Annotated in this window: 18 protein-coding genes; 11 read left to right on the forward strand and 7 right to left on the reverse strand. The window is 71.5% G+C overall.

Annotated features, from left to right (window positions below):
* Nucleotides 1–1597, forward strand: a 1597-nt coding sequence (dxs, locus tag MFF01_RS11285; RefSeq protein WP_238225374.1) for a 1-deoxy-D-xylulose-5-phosphate synthase, incomplete at its 5' end; no start/stop codon positions are given.
* A 117-nt stretch (nucleotides 1598–1714) separates the two neighbouring features.
* Here the strand turns inward: dxs and MFF01_RS11290 are convergent.
* Nucleotides 1715–2725, reverse strand: coding sequence for an NAD-dependent epimerase/dehydratase family protein (locus tag MFF01_RS11290; RefSeq protein WP_238225376.1), 1011 nt, complete (start codon nucleotides 2723–2725; stop codon nucleotides 1715–1717).
* 460 nt (nucleotides 2726–3185) lie between these two features.
* Between MFF01_RS11290 and MFF01_RS11295 the strand changes: the two genes are divergently transcribed.
* Nucleotides 3186–3419, forward strand: a complete 234-nt coding sequence (locus tag MFF01_RS11295) for a hypothetical protein (RefSeq protein ID WP_056168086.1) — start codon at nucleotides 3186–3188, stop codon at nucleotides 3417–3419.
* A 144-nt stretch (nucleotides 3420–3563) separates the two neighbouring features.
* Here MFF01_RS11295 and MFF01_RS11300 read toward each other — a convergent pair whose 3' ends face one another.
* Nucleotides 3564–4130 carry a hypothetical protein gene (locus tag MFF01_RS11300; protein ID WP_238225378.1) on the reverse strand — a complete coding sequence of 189 codons (567 nt, stop codon included), beginning with the start codon at nucleotides 4128–4130 and terminating at the stop codon, nucleotides 3564–3566.
* Nucleotides 4131–4434: 304 nt separating this feature from the next.
* On the opposite strand from MFF01_RS11300, the gene MFF01_RS11305 reads away from it, so the two are divergent.
* Nucleotides 4435–4986, forward strand: coding sequence for a superoxide dismutase family protein (locus tag MFF01_RS11305; RefSeq protein WP_238225380.1), 552 nt, complete (start codon nucleotides 4435–4437; stop codon nucleotides 4984–4986).
* Between the two features lie 21 nt (nucleotides 4987–5007).
* On the opposite strand, the gene MFF01_RS11310 is transcribed toward MFF01_RS11305, so the two are convergent.
* Nucleotides 5008–6579 carry an ATP-binding protein gene (locus MFF01_RS11310; protein WP_238225382.1) on the reverse strand — a complete coding sequence of 524 codons (1572 nt, stop codon included), beginning with the start codon at nucleotides 6577–6579 and terminating at the stop codon, nucleotides 5008–5010.
* Nucleotides 6580–6968: 389 nt separating this feature from the next.
* Between MFF01_RS11310 and MFF01_RS11315 the strand changes: the two genes are divergently transcribed.
* The gene (locus tag MFF01_RS11315) at nucleotides 6969–7175 is read left to right on the forward strand and encodes a hypothetical protein (protein WP_238225384.1); all 207 of its coding nucleotides are present in this window, start codon (nucleotides 6969–6971) and stop codon (nucleotides 7173–7175) included.
* Nucleotides 7176–7195: 20 nt separating this feature from the next.
* Nucleotides 7196–7477 (forward strand): hypothetical protein, encoded by a 282-nt coding sequence (locus MFF01_RS11320; protein ID WP_238225386.1) that lies wholly within the window; start codon nucleotides 7196–7198, stop codon nucleotides 7475–7477.
* A 12-nt stretch (nucleotides 7478–7489) separates the two neighbouring features.
* On the opposite strand, the gene MFF01_RS11325 is transcribed toward MFF01_RS11320, so the two are convergent.
* Entirely contained in the window at nucleotides 7490–8725 is a 1236-nt protein-coding gene (locus MFF01_RS11325; RefSeq protein WP_283207178.1) for an oxalate decarboxylase family bicupin, read from the reverse strand.
* 294 nt (nucleotides 8726–9019) lie between these two features.
* Nucleotides 9020–10072: a P1 family peptidase gene (locus tag MFF01_RS11330; protein ID WP_238225388.1), complete on the reverse strand. Its 1053-nt coding sequence runs from the start codon at nucleotides 10070–10072 to the stop codon at nucleotides 9020–9022.
* Nucleotides 10073–10317: 245 nt separating this feature from the next.
* Between MFF01_RS11330 and MFF01_RS11335 the strand changes: the two genes are divergently transcribed.
* Nucleotides 10318–11847, forward strand: a complete 1530-nt coding sequence (locus MFF01_RS11335; RefSeq protein WP_238225391.1) for a class I SAM-dependent methyltransferase — start codon at nucleotides 10318–10320, stop codon at nucleotides 11845–11847.
* A 34-nt stretch (nucleotides 11848–11881) separates the two neighbouring features.
* On the opposite strand, the gene rarD is transcribed toward MFF01_RS11335, so the two are convergent.
* Nucleotides 11882–12739 (reverse strand): EamA family transporter RarD, encoded by an 858-nt coding sequence (gene rarD / locus MFF01_RS11340; protein WP_238225393.1) that lies wholly within the window; start codon nucleotides 12737–12739, stop codon nucleotides 11882–11884.
* A gap of 53 nt (nucleotides 12740–12792) precedes the next feature.
* Entirely contained in the window at nucleotides 12793–13110 is a 318-nt protein-coding gene (locus MFF01_RS11345; protein WP_238225395.1) for a hypothetical protein, read from the reverse strand.
* Nucleotides 13111–13221: 111 nt separating this feature from the next.
* Between MFF01_RS11345 and MFF01_RS11350 the strand changes: the two genes are divergently transcribed.
* From MFF01_RS11350 to MFF01_RS11370, 5 genes are all read left to right on the forward strand, one after another.
* Nucleotides 13222–13398, forward strand: a complete 177-nt coding sequence (locus MFF01_RS11350; protein ID WP_238225397.1) for a ribosome modulation factor — start codon at nucleotides 13222–13224, stop codon at nucleotides 13396–13398.
* 179 nt (nucleotides 13399–13577) lie between these two features.
* A complete protein-coding gene (locus tag MFF01_RS11355) occupies nucleotides 13578–14597 on the forward strand; it encodes an amino acid ABC transporter substrate-binding protein (RefSeq protein ID WP_238225451.1) in 1020 nt (339 codons plus the stop codon).
* A gap of 213 nt (nucleotides 14598–14810) precedes the next feature.
* Nucleotides 14811–15977 (forward strand): amino acid ABC transporter permease, encoded by a 1167-nt coding sequence (locus MFF01_RS11360; protein WP_238225399.1) that lies wholly within the window; start codon nucleotides 14811–14813, stop codon nucleotides 15975–15977.
* The gene (locus MFF01_RS11365; protein WP_238225401.1) at nucleotides 15974–17119 is read left to right on the forward strand and encodes an amino acid ABC transporter permease; all 1146 of its coding nucleotides are present in this window, start codon (nucleotides 15974–15976) and stop codon (nucleotides 17117–17119) included. Before MFF01_RS11360 ends, MFF01_RS11365 begins: the two co-directional genes overlap by 4 nt.
* Complete coding sequence (locus tag MFF01_RS11370) at nucleotides 17116–17859, forward strand: amino acid ABC transporter ATP-binding protein (RefSeq protein WP_238225402.1); 744 nt, start codon at nucleotides 17116–17118, stop codon at nucleotides 17857–17859. The genes MFF01_RS11365 and MFF01_RS11370 overlap by 4 nt, the downstream gene beginning before the upstream one ends.
* Nucleotides 17860–17993 lie beyond the last annotated feature (134 nt).

Below are 17993 nucleotides of genomic sequence, written 5' to 3' on the forward strand. Positions count from 1 at the left end.
GGCGGTCGCCCGCGACCTCGATGAGGCGCAGGCCAAGGCCACGGGCGCCCCGCCGCCCAAGCGCCGCAACATGATCGCGGTGATCGGCGACGGCTCGATGTCGGCCGGCATGGCCTACGAGGCCATGAACAACGCCGGCGCGCTGCATTCCCGCCTCATCGTCATCCTCAACGACAACGACATGTCGATCGCGCCTCCCGTCGGCGCCATGTCGGCCTACTTCGCGCGGCTGGCGTCGGGCGGCACCTACCGCTCCCTGCGCGAGACCGCCAAGCAGCTCGGCAAGCTGCTGCCGAAGGCCCTCTACCAGCGCGCGGCGGCGGCGGAGGAATACGCCCGCTCCCTCGTGGTCGGCGGCGGCACCATGTTCGAGGAGATGGGCTTCCACTATGTCGGCCCCATCGACGGGCACAACCTCGACCACCTGCTCCCCATCCTGAAGAATGTCCGCGACACCGAGCAGGGCCCGATCCTGCTCCATGTCGTCACCCAGAAGGGCAAGGGCTACGCCCCGGCGGAGGCGAGCGCCGACCGCTACCACGGCGTCGTGAAGTTCGACGTGCTGTCGGGCGTGCAGGCCAAGGCCAAGCCCAACGCCCCGGCCTACACCCGGGTGTTCGGCGAGAGCCTGATCAAGGCCGCCGACGCCGACCCGAAGGTGGTGGCGATCACCGCCGCGATGCCGGGTGGCACCGGCATCGACCTGTTCGGCAAGGCGCATCCGGACCGGACCTTCGACGTCGGCATCGCCGAGCAGCACGCCGTGACCTTCGCGGGCGGGCTGGCGACGGAGGGCTACAAGCCGTTCGTGGCGATCTACTCGACCTTCCTGCAGCGGGCCTACGATCAGGTCGTGCACGACGTCGCCCTGCAGAACCTGCCGGTGCGTTTCGCCCTCGACCGGGCCGGGCTGGTGGGCGCCGACGGCGCGACCCATGCGGGCGCGTTCGACCTCGCCTATCTCTGCTGCCTGCCGAACATGACCGTGATGGCGGCGGCCGACGAGGCCGAGCTCGTCCACATGGTGGCGACCTGCCACGCCCACGATTCCGGTCCGATCGCCCTGCGCTACCCCCGCGGCGAGGGCGTGGGCGTCGACCTGCCGGAGCGCGGCGAGGCCCTGCCCATCGGCAAGGGTCGGATCGTGCGCCGGCCCGAGGGGGCGCGGGTGGCGCTCCTGTCGCTCGGCACCCGCCTGGCCGAGGCGGGCAAGGCCGCCGACGCCCTGGAGGCCGAGGGCATCGCCGTGACGGTGGCGGATGCGCGCTTCGCCAAGCCCCTCGACGAGGCCCTGATCCTCGACCTCGCCGCGTCCCACGAGGTTCTGATCACCCTGGAAGAGGGGTCGGTGGGCGGCTTCGGCGCCATGGTGCTGCACCTGCTCACCGAAAAGGGCGCCCTGGACGCCGGCCGGGTGCGGGTGCGGACCCTGACGCTGCCCGACACCTACCAGGACCACAACACCCCCGACGCCATGTACCGCGAGGCCGGCCTCGACGCCGCCTCCATCGCCCAGACCGTTCGCGACATCCTCCCCGAGCGGAAGGCGCGCGGCGCGGCCAAGCTCGTCAGCGTCGGCCAGACCAAATCCGGCTGATCCCACCCCGGGATTCCGAAGGGGGCACCCCTTCGGCGGGTATCGGGCAAAGCCCGACGTTTCCCAGGGCCCTGCCCTGGACCCGCGAAGGGCTTGCCCTTCGAACCCGGATTTCGGTCAGGTTCCGTAATACGCGCGGTACCAGTCCACGAAGGCGGGGACCCCCTCCGACAGGGGCGTCTCCGGCACGGTGCCGATGAGGGCGCGCAGCAGCTCCGTGCTCGCGTGCGTGCGGGCGACGTCCCCCGGCGGCAGGGGTTTCAGCACCCGCTCGGCCTTGCGTCCGAGGGCCGCCTCCAGGGCGTCGATCATCGCGTCGAGGCGCACGGGCCGGCCGCCACCGATGTTGACGAGGCGGTAGGGCGCCACGGGGCTCAAGGTGTCGAACGCCCCCACGGGGCCGGCCCCGCCCGGCCCTTCCGGCGGCGCGTCCATCAGGCGGGCGATGGCCGCCACGAGATCGTCCACGTAGGTGAAATCACGCTCCGCCGCCCCGCCGGCGAAGACCTCGATGGGTTCGCCACCCAGGATCTTGGCGGTGAACAGGAACAGGGCCATGTCTGGCCGCCCCCACGGGCCGTAGACCGTGAAGAACCGGAACGCCGTGGTGGGAATGGAGAACAGGTGGCTGTAGGCGTGCAGCATCGCCTCGCCGGCAAGCTTGCTCGCCGCGTAGAGGGTGAGCGGCGACACCGCTCGGTCGGTCTCCCGGAACGGCGTCAGGGCGTTGCCGCCATAGGCCGAACTCGTCGAGGCGAACAGGAGGTGGCGCACGGGATGGGCCCGCACGGCCTCGACGAGGTTGGCGGTACCGACCATATTGGCCTGGACGTAGGCGGCCGGATTCTCGAGGCTGTGGCGCACGCCCGCCTGCGCGGCGAGATGCACGACCATGTCGGGCCGCACCCGTGCCATCGTGTCGAGGAGGAGGCCCTCCGTCTCCAGGCGCCCCTCCACGGCGTCGAACGCCGGATGCGCGGCGAGGTCCGCGTGGCGGGCGCGCTTGAGGCCGACATCGTAATAGTCGCTGAAACCATCGAGGCCCGTGACCGCGTGGCCCGCCGCCAGGAGGCGCCGGCCGAGGTGGTAGCCGATGAAGCCGGCGCTACCAGTCACGAGGACACGCATCGGATCCCTCATACGAATGCCGGTCGATTCGATCCGACGAGCCACATTCGGTCATCCGCGAAGTCCGGCCCAGATCCGGCGACACGATCCTCGCGTTGCGGGAGGCGGGATCGTATGACGGGGGCTTCGCGGAATGCCGTCCGGCGGCATGCCCGATTCCCGGCGTTCCCGCATCTCGAAAACCGCCTTCGGCCTCGGCATCGTCCTGCCGATGCGTTCAGGCCAGGGCAGGCATACGTACAAAGACTTGTTTGTGGGGCGAAGAACGCCATATATAACAGCAGCATGACGTGATCGCGTCCTGCCCGTTCCCATTTCGCCGCCTTGGTCGAGCCGTCACGTCCGTGCCGCGCGCGCTTTCAGGGCGTGAGAACCGAGCCTTCGGAGTGCGACGGGTATCCTCGATCATCCGCCGGGCCGTGGCCCGCGACACCCCGATCTTCATGAGTCGAACGCCAACATGAACCAGCTTGTCCGCATGTCCCAGGTCGGCGAGGCCGATGCGATCGCCGAACCGTCCGCCTCCCTGCGGGTTCCCTTCGCCCAGTCGGGGGCGTTCGTCTGCAAGTTCATCATCGGCGAGCCCAACGACCGCGCCGTGTGCTGCGGCGCCTCGGTGCCGGACGGCAAGAGCTGGTGCGCCTATCACCGCCGCATCGTGTTCGAGCCCGCCCGGCCCGGTCGCCTGCGCTGAGCGCCCCCGTCCCATCGCCGACCATCTCCCCCGCCGGGCCCCGCCCGGCGGGGTTTTTCGTAGGGTCCCGGTGTCGGTCACGAAGTGCCCGTCGCACCGGGCTCTGCTCGGCATTGAGACCGGCGGCCGGCTCTGGCGAACTCTTCAGTCGTCGATCTCATCGTCCACGGTGTAGGGACGGTAGCCGTAGAGGAAACGGCCGTCCGGCGCGGCGACGGTGGAGCGGCGCACGACGAGGTAACCGGCCGCCTCGGCCTGGCGGATGCGCCGGGTGCGGGGATCCTCGTCGAACACGGCCGGCGGCGGCGGCACGAAGCCATAGCGCACCCGGCGCGGATTGGGCATCCGCGCATGAACGATCCGGACGGGCGCGGGATGGAGCCGGGCCACGGCGACGGGCTGGCGCCGGATCGCCGCGACGCGGCGCTTGGGGGACACCGCGCGAAGGCTCGCGGCCGTGACACGGGGCTTGGACGACGCAGCGCGGGACTCGGACGACGCGGTGCGGTGTTCCGCCGTCGCGACGGCGGCCGGGGGCTTTTCGGCTTCCGCAGCCTTCGGCGCCTCGGGTGCGGGGCCCACGGCCGCCCCCCGGGCCGGAGGGTCGGTCCAGGCCCGGCCATCGGAGGTGGATTGCGCCGCAGCGGGACCGGCCGCGCCGAGGGCCAGCAGGGCGAGCAGGCGGGCGATGGAGCGGACAGGGATGGACATGGGGCTCTCCCGATCGGTCCCGACCCGCGTGAAGGGGAAGCCGAATCACATCCGCTCCGACCGGACCAGACGAAAGATTAAGAAAATCTCAACGCCGCGTCCACCGGATGCCCAGTGTCACGCGTGGGGCCGACTACACAGTTGCCGGCCGAGACGCCGAGGGCGATCGGCCGCCCCTGCCCCGTGAAAGCCCGGCCATCCGGGGTTTCGCGGGGCGCCATTATCGGTACGGTCCCGGATCGTCCGGGCGCTGGCTCCGTTGAGGCTTCACCAAGCCCCCGGCGTGGAGAGGAAGACCATCCCCATGAGACGCGTCCTGTCGATCATCCCCCTCCTGGCGCTCGCGGCCGGTGCCGCCCGGGCCCAGGAGACTCCCCCCGCCCAGACTCCGGCCGCTCCGGCCGCCCCCCAGACCTTCGAGAGCGACATCCGGAACGGCAAGGGCGAGACCATCGGCCGGATCGCCATCCGCGACGGGGCCAACACCCTCGTGATGCGGGTGACGATCAACCCCGGCGGCCTGCCGCCCGGCTGGCACGGCATCCACTTCCACGCGGTCGGCGATTGCTCGGACACGGAGAAGTTCGAAAAGTCGAAGGCCCACGTGAACCACGACCAGAGCAAGCACGGCCTGCTCAACGCCGATGGCCCGGACGAGGGCGACCTGCCCAACGTCTACGCCAACGCCGACGGCTCGGTGAACGCCGAGGTGTCGAGCGACACGCCGCTCACGGGCGAGGGCGCGCTCAAGGACGGCGACGGCTCGGCGCTCATCATCCACGCAAACCCCGACGACCACACGACGCAGCCCATCGGCGGCGCCGGCCCGCGCATCGCCTGTGCGGTGATCAAGTAGCAAGCCTCGCGCGGCCGGGTCCTACTCGGCCGCGAACAGGCCCGGCATCTCGGGCGCGGCTGGGGCGGGCGTGGCCTCGACCGCCGCAGCCCTGCCCTCGCCCACGGGCGCCTTGGGGTCGCCCGGCGCCGTCTCGCAGCCGAGGGCCGGCAGGGCGACGATGCGATTCCCGCGAAAATCCATCCGGCACACGATGGTGCCCCGCGTCTCGACATAGGCGAGCAGGCGTTTGGCACGGCCCGGCGAGCGGCTCCCGATGGCCCGCGCCAAGGCCTCGTCGCCGGGGCACGGCTCGCCGGCCAGCGCCGCGCGGGCGAGCATGAGGAACAGACCCTGGACCTCGTCGGGCAGGGCGGCGGCGGCGGCCTGCGCCTCGTCCCAGCGCCCGTCGGCCTCCCCCGCCGGCTCGGTCTCGTCGATCCCGGCCCGGGCGACGCCGAGGCGGCGACGGAAGGCGGCGAGGCTTAAGGATTCGCCGTCGAGGCCGCGCATGCGGCAGCGCACGAGAAAGTCCTGATACACCACCGCCACGGGCTGGCCGCCGGCATCGGGATCGGCGGCGATGCCGCGCAGCACCGCCTCGCAGCCCGCCCGCATCTCCGCCTCGCTCAAGGGTTCGGGCGCCTCCACGGGCTCGGGCCGGTAGGCGCTGAGTTCGCGCATGAGGTCGGTCGGGCTCGCGCGCGGAACCGGGGGGGTGCGCGGCGCCGGCGCCCAGGCCGGGCCGCTCTCCTCCTCCGAGCGGGTGAGGATGAGGGCGCGCAGGTCCGCGTCCGCCGGGGCCGGCAGGGGCACGAGCTTCGGCGAGCCGGACCGCGCCGAGGTGGTGACGGGGCCGATGCGCAGCGCGAGCGGCCGCCGGCTCAGGGCCGGCCCCAGGGCCACGAACTCGCCGCGCGCGAGATCGCGGAACCGCTCGGCGCCACGCCGGTCGAGGCCCAAAAGATCGGCGGCCCGCGCCATGTCGATGTCGAGGAAGGTGCGGCCCATGAGGAAGTTCGTGGCCTCCGCCGCGACGTTCTTGGCGAGCTTGGCCAAGCGCTGCGTCGCGATGATGCCGGCCAGTCCGCGCTTGCGGCCGCGGCACATGAGATTGGTCATGGCGCCGAGCGAAGCCTTGCGCGCCTCGTCCGAGACGTCGCCGGCGGCGGCCGGCGCGAAGATCTGTGCCTCGTCGACGACGACGAGGGCCGGGTGCCAGTGGGTGCGCTCGGCCTCGAACAGGCCGCCGAGGAAGGCGGCCGCCGCGCGCATCTGCGCCTCCATGTCGAGGCTCTCCAGGGTGAGCACCACGGAGACCCGATGCGCCCGCACCCGCGCGGCGATGGCCTGGAGGCTCGCCTCGCCGTGGGCGCCGTCCACCACCACGTGGCCGTAGGCCTCCGCCAGGGTGACGAAATCGCCCTCTGGGTCGACGATCACCTGCTGGACCGACCCGGCGCTCTGCTCGAGGAGGCGGCGCAGAAGGTGCGACTTGCCCGAACCCGAATTGCCTTGGACGAGGAGACGGGTCGCCAGCAGCTCCTCGAGGTCGAGGCGGGCGGGCTCCGCGCCCGGCCCCAGGCTCAGTCCCATCTCGATGCCGACGCTCATGCCCGCTCCGGTTGCCGCGCGCCGGGACCCGCCCCGCCGCATCACGGCTCTCGCACACAAAGCTTAACACGCGTGGGGGCGACGGGATCGGACCCCGCGTGGGGCATCCACAGGCTTGTTCCCTTATGTTCCCTATTCGTTTCAGAGGACTGGAATCAGACACATCGATTCAGCTATTTTATCCTAGGTCTTTAGTCCTAGGATAAAAGGCATAGAATTATTCTATCACTCGAAGCCTCATCACCATTGGAATAAATCAAGAACAAAAGAGGATCAGATCCACCCGAGTGCTGAGCCGGGTCAGTGCGACACGATGATCCGGCACTACCGTACAGGATCGGGTGCGCCCTGCTCTTGCCGCGTCGGCCGGGCGCTCCAGGTAAGCGGTCATGAACCCAGTCCTCGTCGTCGCCCTCGTCTGCGCCTCCACCGTCCAGGCTCCCGATTGCTCGCGGGAGACGGCGCTCGACATCATCACCGGTCCGGCCCACACGCTTCAGGAATGCCTGATGCAGGGGCCGGTCCTCGCCGCCAATGCGGGTCACGGCAACGACCCGGACACCTACGTGAAGACGCGCTGCGAACCACGGCGCTGATCCTCCAGAAGGAACACGCCATGGATGATGTCGCCCCCGACCGCGCGGTGATGATCCGCCTGCGCGCCCGCCTCGCCGTGGTGGAGCGCGCGGCTTGGTTCGGCCTCGTCCACGCCATGCGGACGCGGCCGGCCGAGACGGAAGCCTATCTTGCAGCCGAGCGGGCCAAATGCGCGGAAGGGTTCGGGCAGCGCGGCTGGGCCGCCGACCTCACCGACGCCGAGCGGGCGATGCTCGGCGCCGAGGTCGATGCGGGCCTCGCCGCGCTCATCACCGATGCCAAGGCTGAAGCGCAAGCCTGAGGCGGCCGCCCGTCAGCCCACCACCGGGTCCTTCTTCCGGGGCAGGGCGTCGATGAGCGCCCGGTCGATTCCCGTATGAGCCGCCACCAGGGCGTGGGGGGTGAGGGCGAGCCACTGGCGCAGGGAGATGTCGGCGTAGGTCGGCGTGCGAAACATCTCCAGGAAGGTGAGGGGCCCAGAGCCGGTGTTCTCGATGTAGTGGCCCATGGCGAAGGGCACGTAGCCGACGTCGCCGGCGCGGTAATCGAAGGTGCGCGCCTTCGATTCGGAGCCGAACACGGTCATGCGCCCCTCCCCCGCGATGTAGAACTGCCACTCGTCGCCGTTGGGGTGCCAGTGCAGCTCGCGCATGGCGCCGGGCTCGAGCTCGACGAGGGCCGCCGCGATGGTCTTCGAGGCGGGAAAGATCGTCGAATCCGTGATCCGCACGGTGCCGCCCTTGGTGCGGATCGGCTCCTGGGCCAGCATCCGGTGGCTGAAGGTCTCGGGGATGGGGCCGGCGCCACCCATCTTGTCCCCCGCGAGCGGCCCCGGCATCGGAGCGGGGAAGATGTAGAGTTCCTTCTCCGGGATATGCGCGAAGGCGCTCTCGGGCAGCCCGAAATTCTTGGCGAGCACGTCCTTCGGCGTGTGGGCGAGCCAGTCGGTGAGCAGGAAGGTCGAATCCTCCGAGAAGGCGCCGTCGTCGAACACGAGGAGGAATTCGCAGCCGTCGACGCCGTCGCTCTCCAGGGCCTGGATCGAGTGGGGGATGCCGGAGGGGAAGTACCAGAGGTCGCCGGGGCCGACATCGTCGGCGAAGGTACGCCCTTGCGCGTCGATGGCGGTGATGCGGGCGCGGCCCTGAAGCATGTAGGACCACTCCGCCTCCTTGTGCCAATGCATCTCGCGCACGACGCCGGCCTTGAGGCGCATGTTCACCCCCGCCATGGCCTTCGAGACCGGCAGTTCGCGGATCGTGGTCTGCCGGGCCCAGCCGCCCTCCTCCAGGCGCATGTGGCTGTCGGCGAACGACCATTTGAGGTTGGGCATGGTGCCATGGTCGGTCTTCGGCGGCCGCACCGTGAACGGGTCCTGCGCCTCGCGCGCCGGGTTGCGCGGGCCGATGATCGGGGCGCCGTCCGTCCCGCGTTCCGGGACGACGCCGCCCGGGGGGACAGCCTGGCCGGCGGCGCGGGCGGCCGACCCCATCAGGGCGCCCCCGGCGGTGGCGGCGGCGATGAGGCTGCGGCGGGAGAGATCGGTCATCGGGGGCTCGCTCGAAGGCTCGGTGTGGGAGATCGAGACCGGAATCGGCCTGGGGCGCCCGTCGCGCTCCGACGGGGCGGCTCGGATCCCCGGTGGGGCTCGGGGATCTAGCGGCGCTTGGGGCTCCGGCCGGGCAATGGCCCGGACCGGGGCCGTGTTCCGATTCGGCGATCACGGTTTCGCGCGGGGTCATTCCAAATCCGGTCGATCCCTTCGGGATGCCGATTTGGGCTTCGCTCAAGCACCGCGCGGGCCTCGTGATCCAGCGACCGCTTGGATCAAGCGGATGCCGGATCAGCCCCCTAAGCTGCTTCGCCCAAAGCACTGGTCCCAGGCCGGCGGCATCCGGTCGAAGCCCGGCAGGGCGGTTGCCCGGTGCACCCCGAGGGCGACGGCCCGCGCGAGCGTCCGGGCGGCGGCGTCGCCGAGGCGGGCGAGGTCGGCGATGGGATCGGAGAGGGGAACCCGGCCCGTCGCCACGGCGAAGACCACGTCGCCGTCCAACGGCGTGTGCACGGGGTGGATCGCGCGGGACAGGCCGTCCTGGGCCATCACGGCGAGGCGCTGGGCCTGGGCCTTCGTCAGGACCGCATCGGTGGCGACGATCGCCAGGGTCGTGCTGGCGCCCGCCAGCCCCTTGCGCGGCCAGTCGAACGCCTTCTCCGGCATGGTCCTCGGAAACCCCAATCCCCCGAACTCGTCGCCGACCTCGTAGGGCGCGGCCCAGAAGTTCGCCCCCTCCCCCACGGTCACCCGGCCAAAGGCGTTGACGGCGGCGAGGGCCCCGACCCGCGCGGCCACGCCCGGCACTGGCGCCGCGGCCGAGCCGAGCCCGCCCTTGAGGTTGGCGGTGCTCGCCCCCGTGCCGGCCCCGACGGAGCCGAGGGCGAAGGCGCGGTCCGCCGCCCGCGCCGCCGCGTAGCCCAGATCCCGGTAGGGCGGGAACCGGCCCCAATCCTTGTCGCCTCCGTTGAGGAGGTCGAACAGCACGGCGCAGGGGACGATAGGCACCCGGGCCGGCCCAACGGGAAAGCCGCGCCCGGCCTCCGCCAGGGCCGCCATCACGCCCGCCGCCGCGTCGAGGCCGAAGGCGGAGCCGCCCGAGAGCACGAGCGCATCGATGCGCTCCACCGTGCGCTCGGGGGCGAGGAGATCGGTCTCGCGGGTCCCCGGGCCGCCGCCGCGGACATCGACGCCGGCCACGGCGGGTTCGTCGAAGATCAGGGCGGTGACGCCGCTGCCGAGGCGAAGGTCCTGGGCGTGGCCGACCCGCAGGCCGGGAATGTCGGTGATGCGGCTCACGGGTGCACCTTCGGGTTGGCGAATGCGAAGGCGCGAAGGTCGCATGGCGGGTGCCCTCCGGGCGAGGGCGGGCGCCGATATCGGCCGGGACCGCGAGGGCATCGTCCCGAACGGTTAGCGTCCGTCTTTCGGGAAAGACGATGCAACATCAGGGACTTCAGGGCACCGTCCCAAATCCGTTCTTCGGAACGATGCCCTAGGCGGCCCCCGACACAACCGTTAGAGCGGAGCGCACCGCCTCGTTCACCCTCATGCGCCACACGAGACGCCCGGCGCCTTCGGAGTTCAGCATGACCACATGGACGGCAGGCTACGTCGCCGATATCGGCTACACCCACGGCTTCTATCGTGAGCTGACCCCGGCCCTGCTGGACTTCGTGATGCTGACCCGAGGGCAGCGCGGACCGGATTTCTCCGGACGCCTCGCCTATTGCGAGCTCGGCTGCGGCCAGGGCCTCTCGACCAACCTCCTGGCGGCGGCCAACCCGACCATCGAGTTCCACGCCACGGACTTCAACCCGTCCCAGATCGCCGGCGCCCGGGCGCTGGCGGCAGAGGCCGGCACCCCGAACGTCCACTTCTACGACCACAGCTTTTCGGAGTTCCTCCACGAGCCCGCCCTGCCGGCGGCCTTCGACGTCGTCGCGCTGCACGGCATCTACAGTTGGATCAGCCCGGAGAACCGGGCCCACATCGTCGAGTTCCTCCGCCGCCGCCTCAAGCCCGGCGGGGTCGTCTACATCAGCTACAACACCCTGCCGGGCTGGGCGGCGGCGATGCCCCTGCGCCGCCTGCTGACCGACCACGCCGGCACCCGCACGGGCCCGATCCTCCCGCGCATCGACGAGGCCGTGGCCTTCGCCGAATCCCTGCGGACGGCCAAGGCCGCGTACTTCACCCAGAATCCGGCGCTCGCCCCGCGCTTCGACAAGCTCAAGGGCCTGCCGCGCAGCTACCTCGCGCACGAGTACTTCAATCGGGACTGGACGCCGTTCTATTTCGCCGACGTCGCGGCGGACCTCGCCGAGGCCAAGCTCACCTTCGTGGGCTCGGCCGCCCTGCTGGAGGGGGTGGACGCCATCAACCTCAACGCCGAGCAGCAATCGATCCTGAAAGCCTGCGCCGATCCCGTGCGGCGTGAGACCCTGCGGGACTACATGGTCAACCAGCAGTTCCGCCGCGACGTCTACGTCAAGGGCGCCCTGCCCCACACGGTGCCGTCCTCCCGCGCCGCCTGGACCGCCTTGCGCTTCGCCCTCTCGACGCCCCGCACCGAGGTGCCCCTGAAGGTGCAGGGCAGCCTCGGCGAGGCGCAGCTGCAGGAAGAGGTCTACAGCCCGATCCTCGACGTGCTGGCCAAGGGTCCGGCCACCGTGCAGGCGATCTTCACCGACCCCGCCGTGAAGGCCCTCGACTGGGGCAAGCTCATGGAGGCCTTCGGCATCCTCGTCGGCTCGGGCCACGTCCAGCCCTGCCCGTCGGGCAAGGACGACGCGGCGCGCCTGAAGCGCACCCGGGCCTTCAACGCCGCCGTGATGCGGCGGGCCGAGGCCGCGGAGGAGATCCAGTTCCTCGCCTCGCCGGTGACCGGCAGCGGCGTGCCGGCCGACCGCATGGCGCAGCTGTTCCTCGCGGCACAAGCGAGCGGGGCCGATCCGGTGCAGCGGGCCTGGGCCGTGCTGCAGGCGCAAGGGCAGCGCCTCGTCAAGGACGGCAAGCCGCTGGACGGCGCCGAGGCCAACCTCGCCGACCTGCGCGAGCGTTACGACACGTTCGTGAAGACCCGCCTGCCGGTTCTGCGCCAGCTCGGGATCGCGTGACGGCGCCGGCCTTCGCCGAGACGTCGCGGGCGGGTCAGGCCGCCCGCGACCGGCGCGCCGCGCGGAACGCGTCCGCCGCGTAGAGGGCCAGCGCCAGCCAGATCAGGCCGAACATCGCCAGGCGGTGCGGCTCCAGGCGCTCGCCGTAGGCGGCGACGCTGAGCACGAGGAGGCAGCTCGGGGCGAGGTACTGCATCAGCCCGAGGGTCGCCAGGGTCAGGCGCTCGGCGGCTGCCGCGAACCAGATCAGCGGCAGGGCGGTGGTGACGCCCGTGAGCACGAGGAGCCCGGCCCGCGCGGGATCGCCCATCACCACGGGCGGCGCGAACAGGACGAGGTGGCCCAGGGCCACGGGCAGGAGCAGGGCGGTCTCGGCGGCGAACCCCACCATGGCATCGACCCCCACCACCTTGCGCACGAGGCCGTAGAGGGCGAAGCTCGCGGCGAGGGCCAGGGACAGCCACGGCAGGGTGCCGGCCAGCACCACCGCCAGGAGCACCGCCCCGGCGGCGAGGGCCACGGCGGCGGCCTGAACCGGGCGCAGGCGCTCGCCCAGCACCACGGCGCCGAGCACCACGCTCACCAGCGGGTTGATGAAGTAGCCGAGGCTGGCGTCGAGCATGTGCCCGGACTGCACGGCGCGCAGGTAGAGCAGCCAGTTCACTCCGATGAGGCCGGCCGAGAGCGCGAGCAGCCCGTGGCGGGGCCGCAGCGGGAACGGGCTGCGGATGCGGCGGCGCAGGGCCACGAGGAGCCCGGCCACGAGGACGGCCGACCAGACGATGCGGTGCGCCAGGATGCTGGTGGCCGGCACCGCGTCGAGGAGCCGGAAATGCACGGGGACGACGAGGCCCCAGCTGAGATAAGCGCCGAGCGCGTAGATCAGGCCCAAACGGTCGCTCCCTCGCGGGCCGTCCCGCGGGCGGGGCTTGTAGCAGAGCCGGATCAGCGCGTCCGCGACAGGGTCACCGCCGGATCGCCGCGCATGAGGGCGTTGAGGCGCTCGGTGTCGAAGCCCTCCACCGCCTTGCGGGCGGCCTTGGCCTTGGCCGGAGCGGGCGCCTCGGCGAGCGCGGCCACGATCGGCGAGGCCGGGGCGAGGGAGCCCGTCGCGGCGGGATCGGCCAGCGCCGGGGCGGCCGGGGCGGGCACCGGGGCCGCCACCCGTGCCGGATGGCCGAGGCGGTCGACGCAGGTGAAGCCGATGATCGTCAGGCTGACCCCGAACAGGCCAGCCGTCATGAGGGAACGCAGGATACGCACGGGAACGCACTTCCAAGATACGCAAGGAACGTGGACCGCAACAGCTTTAGCGCAGAGCCGTTAACGAACCGCACGGCGCGGTCCGCGCCGCCGTTTTCCCGAGGAGTCCCCATGGCCACCGATCCCGACGCCACGGTCACCGCCAGCGACAGCGCGTTCATCCAGGGGCGCAACGCCCGCCTCTACGGCAAGCCCGCCGATGCCTGCCCCTACCCGGAGGGCTCGGGCGACCGGCAGGCCTGGCTCCAGGCCTGGGAGGAGGCCGGCGCGCCGGAAGCCGAGGGCTGAGTGTCTCTCCCGAAACGCCCGCTGCGCCGCTATGCCCTGGGCGAGAACCGGCGGAGATCGGGCGTTTTGTGAGGCACTCTGACGGTTCGCTCCGCCGGGCGTCGCTGATAGAAGGCCCCCGGATGGACACCCGATCGCGGAGACGGATGCGCGTGGTTCGACCCAAGGCGGGCCTGCTCCTGGCCCTCGCACTCCCGGCCCTCGCGCTCCTCGCGCCCCTCCCCGCCCGGGCCGCCCCGGCACCGGCCGAGCGCACCCTGGCGGACATCAAGGCGCGCGGGCACCTCGTCTGCGGCGTCAGCCCCGGCGTGGCGGGCTTCAGCGTGCCCGACGGCCAGGGCCGCTGGACCGGCCTCGACGTCGATTTCTGCCGGGCGCTCGCGGCCGCCATCTTCGACAACCCGGAGGCGGTGCGCTTCATCCCGCAATCCTCGGCCGCGCGCTTCACCGCCCTGCAATCGGGCGAGATCGACGTGCTCGCCCGCAACACCACCTGGACCCTGTCCCGCGACACGGCGGCCATGAACTTTCCGGCCATTACCTTCTACGACGGGCAAGGGTTTCTCGTCCGCAAGGCCCTGAACATCACGGAGGTCAAGCAACTCGACCGGGCGACGATCTGCCTGCAGCAGGGCACCACCACGGAGCTCAACCTCGCCGACTGGTTCCGCACCCGGGGCCTGACCTACCGGGTCGTCACCTTCGCCAACAGCGAGCAGACGCTCGGCGCCTACGAATCCGGCCGTTGCGACGCCTACTCGACGGACCAGTCCTCCCTCTACGGCGAGCGCCTGAAGACCGCGCATCCCGACGATCACGTGATCCTGCGTGAGGCCATCTCGAAGGAGCCGTTCGCCCCCGCCGTGCGCCAGGGCGACGACCAGTGGCGCGACATCGTCGCCTGGACCCACTACGCCATGCTGGACGCCGAGGAGGCCGGGATCGCACAGGACAACGTCGAGCGGATGCACCGCGAGGCCCTGAGCCCCGATGTGAAGCGCATCCTCGGCCTCGAAGGCACCTACGGCGAACGCCTGGGGCTCACCGCCGATTGGGCCTTCCGCATCGTCCGCCACGTCGGCAATTACGGCGACAGCTTCGCCCGCAACCTCGGCGACGCCACCCCCCTGAAGATCCCGCGCGGCCTCAACGCCCAGTGGAACCAGGGCGGTCTGCAGTACGGGCCGCCGATCCGGTGAGGGGATGTTTTCGGAACGATCGCGTGCCACGGCGAAACGCAAACGGGTCTGATGGAAGCGCGGGTCCCCTCTCCTGGAAGGAGAGGGACAGGGTGAGGTGTGTGACCTTTCCGGAGAGTTCGCACACCTCACCCCAGCCCTCTCCTTCCAGGAGAGGGAGCCTGTCGCGCCTCGAACCTGTCGGCCCGATCGTTCGGCGAGGAACGGCACGCCATGCCTGATCCCCGCTCCACCCCGCGCTGGCGGGCCCTCGTCGTCCAGGCCGTCCTCGTCCTGGCGCTGGCCGGGCTGGCCTACCTCGCCGCCGCCAACGCCGCGCAGAAGCTCGCGCGCCAGGGAATCGTCGCCGGGTTCGGCTTCCTCGGGCGCGCCGCCGGGTTCGATATCGGCCAGAGCCTGATGCCGTACGCGGCCGCGACGGCGACCTATTTCGATGCGTTCCTCGTCGGGCTCCTCAACACCCTGCTGGTGTCAGGGCTCGCCATCGTGCTCTCGACCGCGCTCGGCTTCGCCATCGGCATCGCCCGGCGCGCGGAGAACCTCCTCGTCCGCGCCTTCGCGGCGGCCTATGTCGAGGTGTTCCGCAACCTGCCGCTCCTGCTCCAATTACTGGTCTGGTACGTCGCCGTGCGCGTCGCCCTGCCGGCGCCGGACGATCCGGCCGCCTGGGGGCAGGCGGTGTTCCTCAGCCAGCGCGGCCTCTTCCTCCCGCGCCCGGATTTTTGGGGGTTCGCCGCCCTGGTGCCCCTGGCCTGCGCCGCCGGCCTTTTCGCGACGGGTTTGCTGATCCGCGCGAGCCGCCGCGCCGTGGCCCTGGGCCAAAAACCCGTGCCTGTGCTGTGGCCCGGCGCCCTCCTCGTCCTCGGCCCGCCGGCGCTCGCCTGGGCCGGCCTCGCGCTCGCGGGCCATCCCGTGCCCGTGGCGTATCCGGCGCGCGGGCCCTTCGACATCGAGGGCGGGTTGCCCGTGCGGCCGGAATTCGCCGCCCTCCTCATCGGGCTCTCGACCTACTCGGCCGCCTTCATCGCCGAGATCGTGCGCTCCGGCCTCGACAGCGTGGGGCGCGGCCAACGCGAGGCCGCCGCCGCCCTGTCGCTCAGCGGCGCCCAAGCCCTGCGCCTCGTGGTGCTGCCGCAGGCCATGCGGGTGATCGTGCCGCCGCTGACGAGCCAATACCTCAACACGACGAAGAACTCGTCGCTGGCCGTGCTCATCGGCTACCCCGACCTCGTGCACGTGTTCATGGGGACCGTGCTCAACCAGACCAACCAGGCGGTGGAGGTGGTGACCCTCACAATGTGCGTCTACCTCAGCTTGAGTCTCGCCACGGCCCTTCTGATGAACCGGTACAACGCCCGCGTCGCGGGGGCCCGGCGATGAGCCTCGAGACCGAGGGTTACGTACGCAAAACCCTGATCCCGCCGGCGCCGCCGCCGCGCCGCCTCGGCGGCCCCCTCGCCTGGGTGCGGACGAACCTGTTTCCCGACCTCGCGAACGGCCTCGTCACCCTGGCGATCCTGGCGTCCCTCGCCTGGCTCGTGCCGGAAGCCCTGCGCTTCCTCGTCCTCGACGCCGTCTGGACCGGGACCTCGGGCGAAGCCTGCCGCCCGGAGGTGGTGGGCCATCCGGTGGGGGCCTGCTGGGCCTTCATCGGGGAGAAAATCAACTACCTCGCCTACGGCTCTTACCCGGCGGCCGAGCGCTGGCGGCCGAACCTGTTCTTCGCGCTCCTGGGGCTGGGCGCCGCCTGGATGCTGTGGCTCGACGCCCCGAAGCGGGCCTGGGGCGCGGCCTACCTATTCCTTGTGTTCCCGGTGCTCGCCTACGCGCTCCTGGCCGGGATGCCGGCGCTTGGCCTCGCATCCGTCGCCACGGGCCTGTGGGGCGGCCTCCTCGTCACCGTGGTGGTGTCCATGGTCGGCATCGTCGCCTCCCTGCCGCTCGGCATCCTCCTGGCGCTGGGGCGCCGCTCCGACTGGCCGGTGGTGCGCTATGCCTGCATCGGCTTCATCGAGTTCTGGCGCGGGGTGCCCCTCATCACCGTGCTGTTCATGGCCAACGTGATGCTGCCCCTGTTCCTGCCCGGCGACCTCACCGTGGACCGGCTGGTGCGGCCGCTCGTCGGCATCGCGCTGTTCGCCTCCGCCTACATGGCCGAGGTGGTGCGCGGCGGCCTCCAGGCGATCCCGCCGGGGCAGATGCGGGCCGCCCTGGCCCTCGGCCTCACGCCCCTCCAGGCCACGCGCGCCGTGGTGTTGCCCCAGGCTCTGAAGATCGTGGTGCCGGGCATCGTCAACACCCTCATCGGCCTGTTCAAGGACACGACGCTGGTCTCCATCGTCGGCATCGCCGACTTCATCCGCGTGCTCGAGGCCGCCCGCGCCGATCCGCGCTGGTCGGCCCCCGCCGTGCCCGTGACGGCCTACGCCTTCGCGGCCCTGTTCTATTTCGCGGTCTGCTTCTCCATGGCCCGCTACGCCGGCTTCATCGAGCGGCGCCTCGCGGCGGGGGATGCGCGATGACGGACACCACGCCCGCCGTCGCGATGCAGGGCGTCAACGCCTGGTTCGGCGCCACCCACGTCCTGCGCGCCATCGACCTCACGGTGGCGCCGGCCGAGACCCTGGTGATCTGCGGCCCCTCGGGCTCGGGCAAATCCACCCTCATCCGCGCCGTCAACGGCCTCGTCGCGCACCAGTCCGGCACGATCCGGGTCGCGGGCCTCGCCCTCGACGGCAGCGCCAAGGCCACCGATGCCGTGCGCGCCCGGGTCGGGATGGTGTTCCAGGCGTTCAACCTGTTCCCGCACCTCACCGTGCTGGAGAACTGCACCCTCGCCCCCCTGCACGTCCGCCGCCTCGGGCTGAAGGCCGCGCGCGAACTCGCCCTCGGCCACCTCGACCGGGTCGGCCTCGCCGACAAGGCCGACAGCGCCCCCGCCGAACTCTCGGGCGGCCAGCAGCAGCGGGTCGCCATCGCCCGCGCCCTGTGCCTCGAACCGCAAGTGATGCTGTTCGACGAGCCGACCTCGGCCCTCGACCCCGAGATGGTGGGCGAGGTCCTCGACGTCCTCACCGACCTCGCGGCGGGCGGCACCACCCTGCTCTGCGTCACCCACGAGATGGGGTTCGCCCGCGCGGTGGCCGACCGGGTGGTGTTCATGGACGAGGGCCAGATCGTCGAGATCGCCCCGCCGGAGGACTTCTTCGACCGGCCCCGGCATCCCCGGACGCAGGGGTTTCTCAGCCGCATCCTGGGGTGAGGCGCCTCGTCGTGTGCGTTCCCCTCTCCCCGCAAGCGGGGAGAGGGGAACGCACACGACCCGGCTGCTCCACGGCCTCAAGGCTCCCCATCGGCGGAAGGCGCCACCGCCCGACTTGACGGCCCAGGGCAAGC

The sequence above is a fragment of the Methylobacterium adhaesivum genome (assembly GCF_022179065.1).
GTDB classification, from domain to species: Bacteria; Pseudomonadota; Alphaproteobacteria; order Rhizobiales; family Beijerinckiaceae; genus Methylobacterium; species Methylobacterium adhaesivum.